Genomic DNA, 12,612 nt, shown 5'->3' with positions numbered 1-12,612 from the left:
ATATAATCTTGTAAATGATTTTTATGTTTATTATTCTTATTTAATGCAATTCACTGTCCGTAAGTCAGCCATGGGAGCACTTGCTGATGTAGTAAAACAAGGAAAGGCTCTTTATGTTGGTGTTTCAAATTATAGTCCGAAAGATACAAAGAAAGCATCGGATATTTTAAAGAATATGGGAGTGAAATTATTGGTGCATCAGCCAAAATATTCAATGTTTTGGAGAGAACCAGAAGAGGGATTACTTAAGGTATTAGAAGAAGAAGGTATTGGATCGGTTGCTTTTTGTCCATTGGCACAGGGACTATTAACCGATAAATATATTCATGGTATTCCAGATGATTCTAGAGCGGCTAATTCAAATATAAGACATTTAAATAGCAATGATATAAAGCCAGAATTAATTGAAAAAATAGTTGCTTTAAATGAGGTAGCAAAAGATCGAGGTCAAAGTCTTGCACAGTTAGCCCTTGCTTGGGTCATTAGAGAAGGTGGGGTTACTTCTGCAATTATAGGAGCAAGTCGTAAAGAACAAATTATTGATAATGTAAATATGTTAAAAAATAAAAAATTAACTTCTGATGAATTAGCACGAATAGATGGAATATTAAGTAAATAAAAAGTAGCATGCAGAAACTGGAAATTTCTGTTTGTGAATACAATCTATTTTGCTAATTTCTGCGAAAAAGTCAATTACACATATGTAATTGACTTTTTTTCGATTTACATGGTAGAATTTGAAAGTGGATTATTTATTTAATGATGTTTACGATTCCTTGTTTTTCAAAGGGCTTTTGTTGTTTCGTATTATCATGAATGCTAAAAATAGGTGATAGGAGTGATAACGTGAAGAATATAATTGAAGTTCGGAATTTTGTAAAGAAATATGGTAATTTTACAGCAGTGGACAATGTTTCATTTGAGGTAGAGGAGGGCAGCATTTTTGCTTTTTTAGGTCCAAATGGAGCGGGTAAAAGCACCACCATCAATACCCTCTGCACTATATTCGATAAGACTAGTGGCACCCTGATGATTGATGGAAAAGACGTTTCCAATGACAAGGATGCCGTTAGAAGTGTTATTGGAGTTGTTTTTCAGGAACCAACACTTGATAATAAAATGACCATTTTTGAAAATCTAAATATGCATTGTTATTTTTATGGAATCCCTAAAAGTGAAATCGTGGAACGTATTGACTTTGCTCTAGATATAGTGGATTTACGGGATCGGAAAAAAGCCATGGTAAGTAGTCTGTCCGGAGGGATGAAACGACGTGTGGAAATAGCCAGATCGCTCTTGCATTACCCCAAGGTATTGTTTTTGGATGAGCCAACCACAGGACTTGACCCTCAAACAAGGGCACATATCTGGGATTATATTGTGAAGCTCCAAAAGGAAAAAAATATTACTATTTTTCTAACAACGCATTATATGGACGAGGCTGAGATTTGCAGCAAAGTCGCTATTATGGATGCCGGTAAAATTGTTGCAATAGACACGCCATATCATTTGAAACAGCAATACACAAAAGATAAAGCATATATCACAACAGGTGATGAGCAAGGGTTGGAATCACTGCTTAATAAGTTAGGGTTTATTTACAAGAAAAAAGATGGTTATTATTCTATTGAAGTTCGAAGTTTGCCGGAATTGATGGAGATATTGAGTGCCCAGAAACCGGCGATTACAGATTTGGAAATTAAAAAAGGTACATTGAACGATGTGTTTTTAAAAATCACAGGAAAAGATATAAGGGAGTGAGAAATTATGCAAATTATAGCAGCTTTATGGTTTAGAAATCTTAAAATTTTTGCACGCAATCGCGTTCAGCTTGTTTTCACGATTATCATGCCGTTTTTCTTTTTATATGTGTTCAGTGCAATATTTAAAAACGACAATATTTCCAACCCGGTAAACTATATGCTTGCCGGTATTGTTATAACAACCGTCTTTCAAACTGCACTTACCATTGCCACCAGTACAATTGAAGATATTGTTTCGGGTTTTATGAAGGAAGTGCTGGTAAGCCCAGTTAAGCGAATTCAGATTGCTGCAGGTCAGCTCTTGTCTGCAGCAACAATAGCAACCTTACAGGGCATTATAATTTTATTCATTGGTTATTTCATAGGTTTAAAATTCACATCCCTGATTACGCCATTTGCGGTAATTGGTGTGATGGCTGTGGTTGGGCTTGTGTTTTCCGGCCTGGGATTATTTTTAGCTGCGCTGGTGAAGAATTCCCAAACATTCCAAATTGTCATAACGGCTATTACAATGCCATTGACATTTCTTTGCGGTGCATATATCCCGCTTTCGCTGTTGCCAAAAATATTGCAATATGTTGCTTATCTCAATCCAATGACATATACAACAGCGTTTTTTAGGACCATCATACTGGAAAAGACGTCTTTAACAACCGATCAGTTGATCTCGGAACAACTTGCTTTTAAAATTGGAAATTTTGTAATTACTCCATCTATCAGCATGGTGATTGTAATTATTTTCGGACTCATATTTTTACTGTTGTCAACATTCGTTTTCTCAAGAGTGGATTTTTCAAGAATTAATCGCTCCAAAAGCAAAGAATCAGATATATGGAGTTAGTAATAATATCATGTAAGGAGTATTAACATTTGTCTTGCCACCAGGTATTCCAACCATCCAGGAAAAGAATACTGATTCACACAAAAACGCACTTGTCAATTACGTTGATGGGTGCGTTTTGTACGTCCCCATGTATGCCTATAAGCTAGGACGGATGGATCCACATTTAGGCAGGTATACTTATCTGGAGAAGCCTGAATTATCCACTTATTGCAATGATTTTCCATTATTTTATTCTTGTATTGATGTCACACCTCATCATCCAAATATACATACCTATTATTACTATATACCCAGCCTATGGGCATTACTTGTCGAATCCAAGTTTAAATTTATTTGTGTTCTACCTTAAATGCTTTACCAGCCTGTACAATACTTATATTTAATATATTTGTTAATTGTTTAAGGGCTCTAAGATCATTTATATACTTAATATTGTTCTTACTAATTAAATTTTCAATTATTACTACTATATCCTTTTTTTGATCAGAATTCAGACTGAGCTTATTGTTTAGACACTCTCTATTAATATATGTTAAAGTAGTCCATATCTGCTCCTCTGATATACTATTTATATCCATTAGAACCCATGTGAAATCTTTCCTTCTAGTATTTTCAGGATAGGCCTTCTTAAAAAACTCTATAAAGTGATTCACTGGCTTCGGATCTTTTTCTTTAACATACTTTCCAAGCTGTGTTTTTAGCTTATTCTTTAGATACATCATTGTATTTGGTTTTATTGAACCCTTTAATTGCTCTATATGCTTATAAATATAATTATAGGTGTCTTTAATCTTCTCCTCATTTATATTTTCCTTTTTAAGCACCACTGTTATATCAATGTATTCTAGGATGTTCTTCTTAGAATTAAGTTCTTTATTATATAGTCTTTCCCAAATTTCGGATGCAGTTAATTGTTCAAATTCGGTGTTATTTAATACTACGTCTTTATCCATATATGCTCCTTACCTCTTTTTAAATTTCTTAATTCTTATATTGTATCACAATTAGTAGGTGGCTTGCAGTCATCTACTCGCTACTTGATAAATAAAAATATATCACTATTGTCATAGTAACATTAGTGATATATTTTCTAAAATCTTCAATTATTATACCTATAGTATTGGTATGATGGTAAGTGTACCTACATTCTCAGTACTGTGTATACTCTTTTAAAAGAGTTTGTCTATATATTCATACTAAGTACTAAGCCACTGATAAAATATGAAACCAGGCTCTCTGCCCCTTCATTTAAATTTATACTATTTTCAGTAATTCCATCATAACAACCGCCGTTCTCACTATCGACCAAGCATTTACCCTTTGAATTCTCACCCTTATACCAAGCATAACACTGCTTGGCTTTATTTAAATAATCAATATTCTTTGTCAATTTATAGGCAGTTATATAAGTTAGCGCTGTTTCCGCAGCCTCCACAGGCTGCTCATCATATTTAGATGCCTCTTCTCCCTTGTTTAACCATCCATTACAGCCCACTGGTTTGTAATACCAATTTTTAAAAGTAATCTTTTCTAAAAATTTTAGACTCTCCTCTGCACAGTCTAAAAATTTTTCTTCTCCTAAAATTTCATAGCTTATAAACATAGCCCAGGGAAATATGGAATTGCTGTAGGTAATAGAGGACTCATACCATTTCCACTCTTCATCTTTACAATGATTATATTTTTCAAGTATACTCTCTGCCAGTGGTCTTATATACTTTTTAGGATCATCAACATATTGAAGCCCTATAATGGAATAAGCTTTTCCTCTAAGAAATTTAAGATCAGCACAGTTTTTTAAAGACTTTGTTAACATGTGCTTACAGGTAAGCTTTATATTATTAGGTACCTTTAAGTCTGATACAGTGTATCCAAGAGCCCAAAGGCATCTTCCAAAGCAGTCTTCAGAGCCTTCCTTCTCAATAAACTGCCTATCATAATTCATAAAATTTTTAAATTTTCCTTCATCATTTTGTGCATTAAGTAGAAATGAAGTGTAGGTATATATAAGCTTTAAATATTTTTCTTCTGATTTATTATGATAAAGCATAACTGCCATAATAAGAGCTCTTGCATTATCATCTGTAGTGTAACCCTTTGTTGGATCCGGTATTCCATATTTGCAGTGCTGAAACATTCCCGTATCATCTGTCATATGAAAAATGTGATCTTCTTTTAATTTACCTAAAGTATCTATCATCATACTACTAAACTTCCTTCTTTCTTATGATCCTCTATAACTGTTATGAATAATTTTGCATATTGCTTAGCTACACTTTCCCACATCATTGTCTTTCCTACTTTTAAGGTTTTATGTTCCATATCTCTTTTTTTATCAGGATTTTCCAGTATATAATTTATACATTTTGCAAGAGAATAGGCGTTCTTAAATTCTCCAAGCATTCCTCTTCCTTCTGACAGCATCTCTTTAGCATAGCTGTAAGGAGTGGATACAATAACTCTTCCATAGCCTGCCGCATAGGCAAGAGTACCACTTACTGCCTGATCTTTTCCAAGATAAGGTGTCATATATATATCAGAAATCTGTAAATAGTTTATTATTTCATCCTTAGTAAGATATTTGTTTATAAAGCAAACGTTGTCCTTTATCCCTAAGTTCTCTACTAACTCTTCAAGTCTTTCTCTATACTCCTCGCCTTTTTCTCTTTTTATACAAGGATGAGTCTGACCTAGAATTAAGTAAACTATATCTTTATGTTTCTTTACTACTTCTGCTACAGCTTCTATACCATATTCTAGTCCCTTACTTGGACCTATAAGACCAAAAGTACTGATTATATTTTTATCTTTTAATCCATACTTATCTTTCAAATTTTCTCTAGCTGGCATAATCCTAAAAGGGACTCCATGATTTATAACTTCTATCTTATTCTTATCTATATCATATATGTTTTCAAGCACATATACTGTGTTTTTTGACATAGTTATAATTTTCTTGCTTTTTTTGCCAATTATATTTAGAATTTCTCTCTGTTTAAAAGATGGTTTAGGCAATACCGTATGCAGCGTAGTTACAAAGGGGATATTTAAATTATCCACAAAATCTAATAGATATTCTCCGCATTCTCCGCCAAATATACCGTATTCATGTTCAATTACCAGTAGTTCTATACTTGAATTATTTATAGCTTTTGCAGCCTTAATATAGTCTTCTCTAGTGCACTGATTTATTTCCATTTTTACGCTATCATTATCATATTTATAATCATCATTACTAAGAGCTATTATCTTTGGTTTTTGTAGAAGTTTTATCTTATCAAGTTCTCTTACTAAATCTTGAGTAAAAGTAGCTATTCCACATTCTCTTGGTGGATAGGTGCTTAAAAATGCTATGTTTCTCATTCTGTTCAATACCATTACAAATCCTCCTGTTTTATATTGCCATAAGCTCAGTATAACCTGGAGTATATATGGTATTATAGTAATCGCTGTCGCCATCCATAATACAATTTGATGACATTATGCTGTGATATAATTTTGATCCGCTGCCTATGTTTACATTGTCCCACAATATACTCCCTATTATGTTACTTCCCGTACCAATGCAGCAATTGTTTCCTATTACTGCATTTGGTCCTATAACTGTATTAGCTCCAATTTCTACATTATCTCCAATATAAGCTGGTTCTATAATTTTTACATTACTATGAAGCTTTACATTTTTACCTCTATATAAGCAGGATTTTTCTAAATTTAATTCTGGTATTTTACATTTTCCAGTAAGAATATCTCTGTGTGCTTCAAAATATTTTTTAGGAGTACCCACATCCATCCAATAGGATAATTTATTATAAATAGCTATCTTATATCCCTTTTTCAGTAATAATGGGAATATTCCCCTTTCGATAGATACAACTCTCCCATCAGGTATTTCCTTTAATACCTTGGGCTCAAATATATATATTCCTGCATTTATATAATTTGATGTAATCTCATTAGGAGAAGGCTTCTCTATAAAGGATTTAGCATAATTGTTTTCATCATAGTCTATTACTCCATAGGCTGATGGATTTCTTACTGTAGTTACGGCAATAGTAACATCTGCCTTTTTACTTTTGTGATATTTAATCATATCTTTAAAATCTATGTCACTTAAAATATCAGAATTAAATATCAAAAATGTATCATCATAAAATTTTTCGGTATTCTTTATAGCTCCTCCTGTCCCCAGTGGAACATCTTCTTTTACATAGTGCATTTTAACACCAAACCTATCTCCATCCTGGAAATATTCCTTGATATGTTGTGGTTTATAACATACACTTAATACAATTTCATCTATGCCACACTTCTTAAGTGCTGTAATATCTCTTTCTAAAAGTGGTTTTGTCATTATGGGAACCATAGGTTTTGGTAATTTGTCTGTAAGAGGTTTTAATCTTGTTCCCTTACCCCCTGCAAGAAATAATGCTTTCATATTGTATTCCTCCCTAATAAATTGTTTTTTAATATATTCCTTAAATTAAACAATTTGAGCACCTTCAGTTAAATAAGCATTTAGTATATTTTTCTTCCGGATGCCTAATTTAGAAATACTTTTTTTATAAGCAAATTATTTTAATAATCTTCCTGCTTAGGTTCTGGGCATCTTTTTATATATTCAATTAAATCACTTAATGAAGCTGTTGCCAGAGCTATACAGGTATCTGCCCCTCCATAATACATTTTAATTTTCCCTGTAGAATTATCTAGTATCCATCCGCAGGGGAAAACTACGTCTTGTACATCGCCATTTCTTTCATAGCTCTCATGAGGACCAAATACCCATTCGTCACTTCTTCTAAGTACTTTTGATGGAGTTTCTAAATCCAATAATGCTAGCCCTAAACGATACAATGCTCCTGAAGCAGTCTGCCTTACTCCATGATATAAAATCAGCCATCCTTCTGGTGTCTCTAGTGGTTGTGTACATAGTCCGATTTTATTTGCATCCCACCAGCCGCCTCTTCTTGCCTTAATAAGTATTTCATGACCTCCCCAATACTTAAGATCATCTGAACCAGAAATCCATATATGTGCATAGGGTCCTTTATTGGTAGAGATAGGCCTGTGGATCATGAGCCATTTTCCATTGAAGCGTTTTGGAAATAAAGCTGCATCCTTATCCTCTGGCGCCATAACCGGTCCTATTCTTTCAAAGTTTGTAAAATCTTCTGTAAGTGCCAGAGATACTAATGGTCCCGCATTGGAGTATGAGGTATAAGTAACTGCCCACTTTTTTAATTCTTCTAAATGTGTAATTCTTGGATCTTCAATTCCCCATTCTTCCTCAGGGTAGTTTTTGGGATCTGATTCAAGGGTTGGTGACGTATCTATCTGCCAATTGCTTACTCCATCGTCACTTATAGCTTTTGTAAGGTGAGAAAATCCTCGTCTATCTTCAACCCTTGCAAGTAACAATACTTTACCGTTAAACATAGTAACAGCAGGATTAAAGACAGTATTAGCAGCGTAGGGCCAGGATTTGGCCGTTAGAATAGGATTGTTTCTATACCTTTTAAAAAGTTCTTTATAGGTATTACCGCCGCTTTTAAGTCTAGTTTTAAATCCAGTCATAAAATATTCCCTCTTTCACCAATAATTAATTATTATGCCTTTAAAAATTAGCAAGAAGATTATCTTATTATTAGCACTCAATGACATTGAGTGCTAATAACTTAAGTTTAGTGCTCTTCATTGCAATGTCAATAATTTCTAACTATTATTAACAAAAAATTCATTATTTAAATCATTTTTTACAACTCTATTTATTAAAATTCAATCATGACCTGACATGATTGTAATATAATAAAAAAAGATACTATAATAAAATGTAACATGTAATTATCTAATCTCAAACAAAAAAGGGAGTGAAATCAAATGAATGAAAATCAAATGAATCGAATGCATACAGGTAAAGGCTTTATTGCTGCACTTGATCAAAGTGGCGGAAGCACTCCAAAGGCACTACTACAGTATGGTGTTCTAGAAAGAAATTATTCTAATGATGAAGAGATGTTTGATTTAGTACACGAAATGCGAAAACGCATCATAAAGAGTCCTGCATTCACTTCGGAGTATATTTTGGGTGCTATTTTATTTGAAAACACAATGTATCGTACCATTGATGGTCAATATACTGCTGACTATCTTTGGAAGCAAAAGAATATTGTACCCTTTTTAAAGGTGGATAAAGGACTTACTGAACTTGAAGATGGTGTTCAGCTCATGAAACCAATAACTGATTTGAATGAACTTTTAAAGAAGGCCGCAGAAAAAAACATTTTTGGAACAAAAATGCGATCAGTTATTAGAGAAGCCAATTCTCATGGAATTAAAAAAGTGGTTGATCAGCAATTCGAAATTGGTAAACAAATCGCTAAGTTTGGTTTAGTTCCAATCATTGAACCAGAGGTTGATATTTACAGCGCTGATAAGGAAGAATCAGAAAAACTTTTAAAACTTGAAATTTCCAAACAATTATCAAATCTTGATCAGAAAACAAAAGTTATGCTTAAACTCTCAATACCAATACAGGATAATTTCTATAGTGATTTGATGGATGATCCACATGTTGTCCGAATCGTGGCTTTATCTGGCGGTTATAGTCAAGCCGAAGCTAACAAAAAACTAGCATGTAATCATGGATTAATCGCTAGTTTCTCACGAGCTCTATCCCAAGGGTTAACTGCTCAGCAAACTGAAGAAGAATTCAACGCAATGTTATCAAACTCAATCAAGAAAATCTATGAAGCATCAATCAAATAATTTAGTGTGAGATTTTAAATATAAAACAAAAGCCGCTGTCAATCCTACAAAGAGGTAGAATTACCACGTTGGAGGGATTTGTTACGATTATTTCAAAGATATATGAGTTTATCCGATGACTACCCACTCTAATACTTCCATCTTCTTCAAGTGGGAGTAAAGAGTGGCTACGTCCCTGGATAACGACTTCTAAGCATCAGATGGAATAAAAACTCCACCTGATGCCAAGAATTCTGTTTATAGGGTTAGCTATAATAATAGTTATATTCCTTTCAGTGCCAGCATACGTAGTTATAGACTTATAGAGAGTGTGTATAAAGGTCAAAATAAAATATTTAAAAAATTATTGTATTCTTAGATATTTTTAAATACTATTAAGCTAACTATCACAAATATATCTAAGGAGAAGTTTGTAAATGAAAAAGAAAATTATTTTATTAACATTGGCAATAACAGTTGTATTTGCGTTAATTTTAGCAGGATGTACTGAGTCAACAAAGAGATCAATCAAGGATACTCAATCGGAATGGACAGGGGGATTAAACCAGTTGTCCGAGCGTACAAGTGCTGTAGAAAAATAAGTGAAGAATAAACCAGCCTATATCTAAAGTTTGTGATATAAGCTGTTTTTTTTATATTCTTAAAAAGCAGTATCAAATAGATAATTAAGTTTCCAAAATTTATACCCTAAAGGTGTAATAAATGGAATTAATCTCATAAATTACATTCCTAGGGTAATTATACTTTAAAGGATTTTTCACATATATGATATAATACCTATTGAAAAAAATATGTGTTTCATAAAAAGGGTTGTAGTAATAGCAGCTAACTTTTCAATTATGACATCATTTCTTAAGCTATTCCGATTAATATTTGCATAAAATGTAATTTGATTAAAAATAATTTTTAAATTTATAAATATTTTTGCACGGATTTTCATTGCCTAATCGTATTAAGTATAGAAGGGGGGGAAAAATGAAGCCTACATTTCTTGATATCAATAAGGAAATTGAAGTTGCACTAAAGAAATACTCTGACATGGTTTATCGAATATGTTTTTTATATCTACATAACAGTGCAGAGGTTGATGATGTATTTCAGGAAGTATTCTTAAAACTATTGCAAAATAAAACTAAAACTACTTTTGAAAGTGCTGAACATGAAAAAGCATGGATAATAAGAGTTACAATCAATAAGTGTAAGGATGTATTAAAAAGCTTTTGGAAGAAGAACATCGATTCTATTGAAAATATGGAATTACCATTTGAAGATAAAGCTGAAAATGAACTTATGCAGGTGGTTTTATCCCTTCCAGAAAAATACAAGAATGTTATCTACCTATATTACTATGAGGATTATACTGTGCCCGAAATTGCAAAGATGTTAAAGAAAAATGAAAATACCATATACTCTAACTTACGTAGAGCAAGGGCACTTATTAAACAAAAATTAGGGGGTAAGGAACATGATTACTCGTTTTAAATCTGCGTTAGATCAAATTAAAGTTGAAGACGCCTTAATAAGTAAAACTGAAGTGTATCTAAAAGATTCACTGACAAAGAATCGGAATTCTAAAATTAATGAATTTATAAAGTGGAGGTTAGTGCCTTTGAAGAAGAAATTAGCAATAGCTACTTGTTGTTTGGTAGTTCTATTAACTCTTGGGGTGGGTAGCGGAGTATATAGTTATTACCAAACACCAGTATCATATCTTAGCTTAGACATTAATCCAAGTGTGGAATTAGGAATTAACACATTTGGCAGAGTAGTAAAAGCTGAGGGATACAATAATGACGGTAAGAATATATTAAATGGAATAAATGTGAAAGGTTCAGATATTACAACAGCTGTTGATACATTGGTTACATCTGCTGTTAAAAATGGATACATAGCTAAAGATGGTTCAACAGTTATTTCTTTTACATCTGAAACAGATGATAAAAATACTGCAACTAACCTTGAAACTGAGGCAGAAACCGGAGCAAACGAAGCTTTAACAACCAGTGGGGAAAAAGCAGAGGTTTTAAAAGATAACGTTGCATTAGCTCGCAGGGATGAAGCAAGAAAATTAGGAATTACACCAGGGAAGCTTAACCTTATTCAAAAGTTACAAAAAGTAGATCCAACGGCAACAGTAGACCAATATAAAGACGCAAAAGTTAAAGATATAATGAAAGCTATACAAAACAATACTGATAATGGTGCTGTAAATAATAATGATAAAGGTACTGTGGATAATAAAGATGAAGGTACCGTAAATAATACTGATAATGGTGCTGTGAATAATAAAGACGAAGATGCCGTAAATAATAATGATAAAGGTACTGTAGAAAGCAAAAAACAAACTATAGATAAAGGTAATACAGTAGATACCACAAAATCAGTTAAAAATGATAATGTAGATAATGGTCATGGCAAAGGTAATAATGGTAAAGGTAAATAATTAGATAAAGTTAAGAGTGAAATAAAGTATATTTTGTAATTTCCTAAAATTGTGCATGATGTGGTAATCATTAAAAAGGTTGTGATTAGTATGAAAATAATATCTAACAAAGAACATATACTTATTAAACCAATATTTCCTCTGGCAAGATTAGAGGTTCCCAATGCTGCTAGATATAATTCTGTAAAATACGATATTCATGTAGATGAATATGATGTAGTTATAGAAGTAAAATGCAGCAGAAAAAGTATAACAGAAAGAACTTTTGAGGAGGAATTTGGTTCGGATATTTGTCATTATCAAACAAGAAATGTATATGACAAAGATAAGATAGTAAAAAATGTTGATGCATCTATAAAATCATATACTAAGAATGGTAATTATTTCAATAAAAATGTTGATGTAATTTTAATTCAGCAGAAACAACCTCAAAGTATAAAACGGACTTCTAGTAAACAGGTACAAGCATCAAAAAAGAACTCTTATGGTAATATATTAGATACATTTGCTTAAAAAACACACCCTATGAGTACAATAAATGGAATATATTTCATTTATTATAATTATGGGGTGTGTTTTAAGCATTATATTGCAGAAACTAGAAGTTTACGATTGCTACTATTTCAGTTATTTAGACAATTTAATATCTATTATTGAAGATTATCAGAAAGCATATATATCTTTATATATTATTTAAAGATTTTAAGCTATGAGAATAAAAGGTGCTGGGTAAAGTAACTTTTATTTTTTTTCTATATATTATATAGTATTAATATAATATATATCAGGGAGGA

13 protein-coding genes are annotated in these 12,612 nt (G+C 32.3%); 8 read left to right on the top strand and 5 right to left on the bottom strand.

Annotated features, from left to right (window positions below; all coding sequences use genetic code 11):
* The first annotated feature begins 43 nt into the window (after positions 1–43).
* From CLOPA_RS17890 to CLOPA_RS17880, 3 genes are all read left to right on the top strand, one after another.
* Positions 44–619 (top strand): aldo/keto reductase, encoded by a 576-nt coding sequence (locus CLOPA_RS17890; RefSeq protein ID WP_080648342.1) that lies wholly within the window; start codon positions 44–46, stop codon positions 617–619.
* Positions 620–846: 227 nt separating this feature from the next.
* The gene (locus CLOPA_RS17885) at positions 847–1,761 is read left to right on the top strand and encodes an ABC transporter ATP-binding protein (protein ID WP_015616842.1); all 915 of its coding nucleotides are present in this window, start codon (positions 847–849) and stop codon (positions 1,759–1,761) included.
* A gap of 6 nt (positions 1,762–1,767) precedes the next feature.
* On the top strand, positions 1,768–2,604 hold the full coding sequence (locus tag CLOPA_RS17880; protein WP_015616841.1) for an ABC transporter permease: 837 nt from the start codon (positions 1,768–1,770) through the stop codon (positions 2,602–2,604).
* 332 nt (positions 2,605–2,936) lie between these two features.
* Here the strand turns inward: CLOPA_RS17880 and CLOPA_RS17875 are convergent, their stop codons facing one another.
* The 5 genes from CLOPA_RS17875 to CLOPA_RS17855 all read right to left on the bottom strand — a co-directional run bounded on the left by CLOPA_RS17875 (position 2,937) and on the right by CLOPA_RS17855 (position 8,184).
* A complete protein-coding gene (locus CLOPA_RS17875; RefSeq protein WP_015616840.1) occupies positions 2,937–3,560 on the bottom strand; it encodes a hypothetical protein in 624 nt (207 codons plus the stop codon).
* Positions 3,561–3,790: 230 nt separating this feature from the next.
* A complete protein-coding gene (locus tag CLOPA_RS17870; protein WP_015616839.1) occupies positions 3,791–4,810 on the bottom strand; it encodes a hypothetical protein in 1,020 nt (339 codons plus the stop codon).
* Positions 4,807–5,985: a glycosyltransferase family 4 protein gene (locus tag CLOPA_RS17865; protein WP_015616838.1), complete on the bottom strand. Its 1,179-nt coding sequence runs from the start codon at positions 5,983–5,985 to the stop codon at positions 4,807–4,809. Before CLOPA_RS17865 ends, CLOPA_RS17870 begins: the two co-directional genes overlap by 4 nt.
* Before the next feature lie 16 nt (positions 5,986–6,001).
* Positions 6,002–7,045 (bottom strand): nucleotidyltransferase family protein, encoded by a 1,044-nt coding sequence (locus CLOPA_RS17860; protein ID WP_015616837.1) that lies wholly within the window; start codon positions 7,043–7,045, stop codon positions 6,002–6,004.
* 140 nt (positions 7,046–7,185) lie between these two features.
* Positions 7,186–8,184, bottom strand: a complete 999-nt coding sequence (locus tag CLOPA_RS17855; protein WP_015616836.1) for a glycosylase — start codon at positions 8,182–8,184, stop codon at positions 7,186–7,188.
* Positions 8,185–8,487: 303 nt separating this feature from the next.
* On the opposite strand from CLOPA_RS17855, the gene CLOPA_RS17850 reads away from it, so the two are divergent.
* The 5 genes from CLOPA_RS17850 to CLOPA_RS17835 all read left to right on the top strand — a co-directional run bounded on the left by CLOPA_RS17850 (position 8,488) and on the right by CLOPA_RS17835 (position 12,331).
* Positions 8,488–9,375 carry a fructose bisphosphate aldolase gene (locus tag CLOPA_RS17850; RefSeq protein WP_015616835.1) on the top strand — a complete coding sequence of 296 codons (888 nt, stop codon included), beginning with the start codon at positions 8,488–8,490 and terminating at the stop codon, positions 9,373–9,375.
* A 416-nt stretch (positions 9,376–9,791) separates the two neighbouring features.
* Complete coding sequence (locus CLOPA_RS25280; protein WP_015616834.1) at positions 9,792–9,956, top strand: hypothetical protein; 165 nt, start codon at positions 9,792–9,794, stop codon at positions 9,954–9,956.
* Between the two features lie 394 nt (positions 9,957–10,350).
* Positions 10,351–10,857: an RNA polymerase sigma factor gene (locus CLOPA_RS17845; RefSeq protein WP_015616833.1), complete on the top strand. Its 507-nt coding sequence runs from the start codon at positions 10,351–10,353 to the stop codon at positions 10,855–10,857.
* Positions 10,841–11,818 (top strand): anti-sigma-I factor RsgI family protein, encoded by a 978-nt coding sequence (locus CLOPA_RS17840; RefSeq protein WP_015616832.1) that lies wholly within the window; start codon positions 10,841–10,843, stop codon positions 11,816–11,818. Before CLOPA_RS17845 ends, CLOPA_RS17840 begins: the two co-directional genes overlap by 17 nt.
* 90 nt (positions 11,819–11,908) lie before the next feature.
* Entirely contained in the window at positions 11,909–12,331 is a 423-nt protein-coding gene (locus tag CLOPA_RS17835) for a hypothetical protein (protein WP_041710961.1), read from the top strand.
* Positions 12,332–12,612 lie beyond the last annotated feature (281 nt).

The sequence above is a fragment of the Clostridium pasteurianum BC1 genome (assembly GCF_000389635.1).
GTDB lineage: Bacteria > Bacillota > Clostridia > Clostridiales > Clostridiaceae > Clostridium_I > Clostridium_I pasteurianum_A.
The sequence above is the reverse complement of the archived record's forward strand: the minus strand, read 5'-3'. Positions and strand labels throughout refer to the sequence as shown.

What these genes read in the sequence shown, in the direction of transcription:
- CLOPA_RS17890 (WP_080648342.1), top strand. Translation starts at nt 44, where the DNA reads ATGCAATTCACTGTCCGTAAGTCAGCCATGGGAGCACTTGCTGATGTA.
- CLOPA_RS17880 (WP_015616841.1), top strand. Translation starts at nt 1,768, where the DNA reads ATGCAAATTATAGCAGCTTTATGGTTTAGAAATCTTAAAATTTTTGCA.
- CLOPA_RS17875 (WP_015616840.1), bottom strand. Translation starts at nt 3,560, where the DNA reads ATGGATAAAGACGTAGTATTAAATAACACCGAATTTGAACAATTAACT.
- CLOPA_RS17870 (WP_015616839.1), bottom strand. Translation starts at nt 4,810, where the DNA reads ATGATGATAGATACTTTAGGTAAATTAAAAGAAGATCACATTTTTCAT.
- CLOPA_RS17865 (WP_015616838.1), bottom strand. Translation starts at nt 5,985, where the DNA reads ATGGTATTGAACAGAATGAGAAACATAGCATTTTTAAGCACCTATCCA.
- CLOPA_RS17860 (WP_015616837.1), bottom strand. Translation starts at nt 7,045, where the DNA reads ATGAAAGCATTATTTCTTGCAGGGGGTAAGGGAACAAGATTAAAACCT.
- CLOPA_RS17855 (WP_015616836.1), bottom strand. Translation starts at nt 8,184, where the DNA reads ATGACTGGATTTAAAACTAGACTTAAAAGCGGCGGTAATACCTATAAA.
- CLOPA_RS17850 (WP_015616835.1), top strand. Translation starts at nt 8,488, where the DNA reads ATGAATGAAAATCAAATGAATCGAATGCATACAGGTAAAGGCTTTATT.
- CLOPA_RS25280 (WP_015616834.1), top strand. Translation starts at nt 9,792, where the DNA reads ATGAAAAAGAAAATTATTTTATTAACATTGGCAATAACAGTTGTATTT.
- CLOPA_RS17845 (WP_015616833.1), top strand. Translation starts at nt 10,351, where the DNA reads ATGAAGCCTACATTTCTTGATATCAATAAGGAAATTGAAGTTGCACTA.
- CLOPA_RS17840 (WP_015616832.1), top strand. Translation starts at nt 10,841, where the DNA reads ATGATTACTCGTTTTAAATCTGCGTTAGATCAAATTAAAGTTGAAGAC.
- CLOPA_RS17835 (WP_041710961.1), top strand. Translation starts at nt 11,909, where the DNA reads ATGAAAATAATATCTAACAAAGAACATATACTTATTAAACCAATATTT.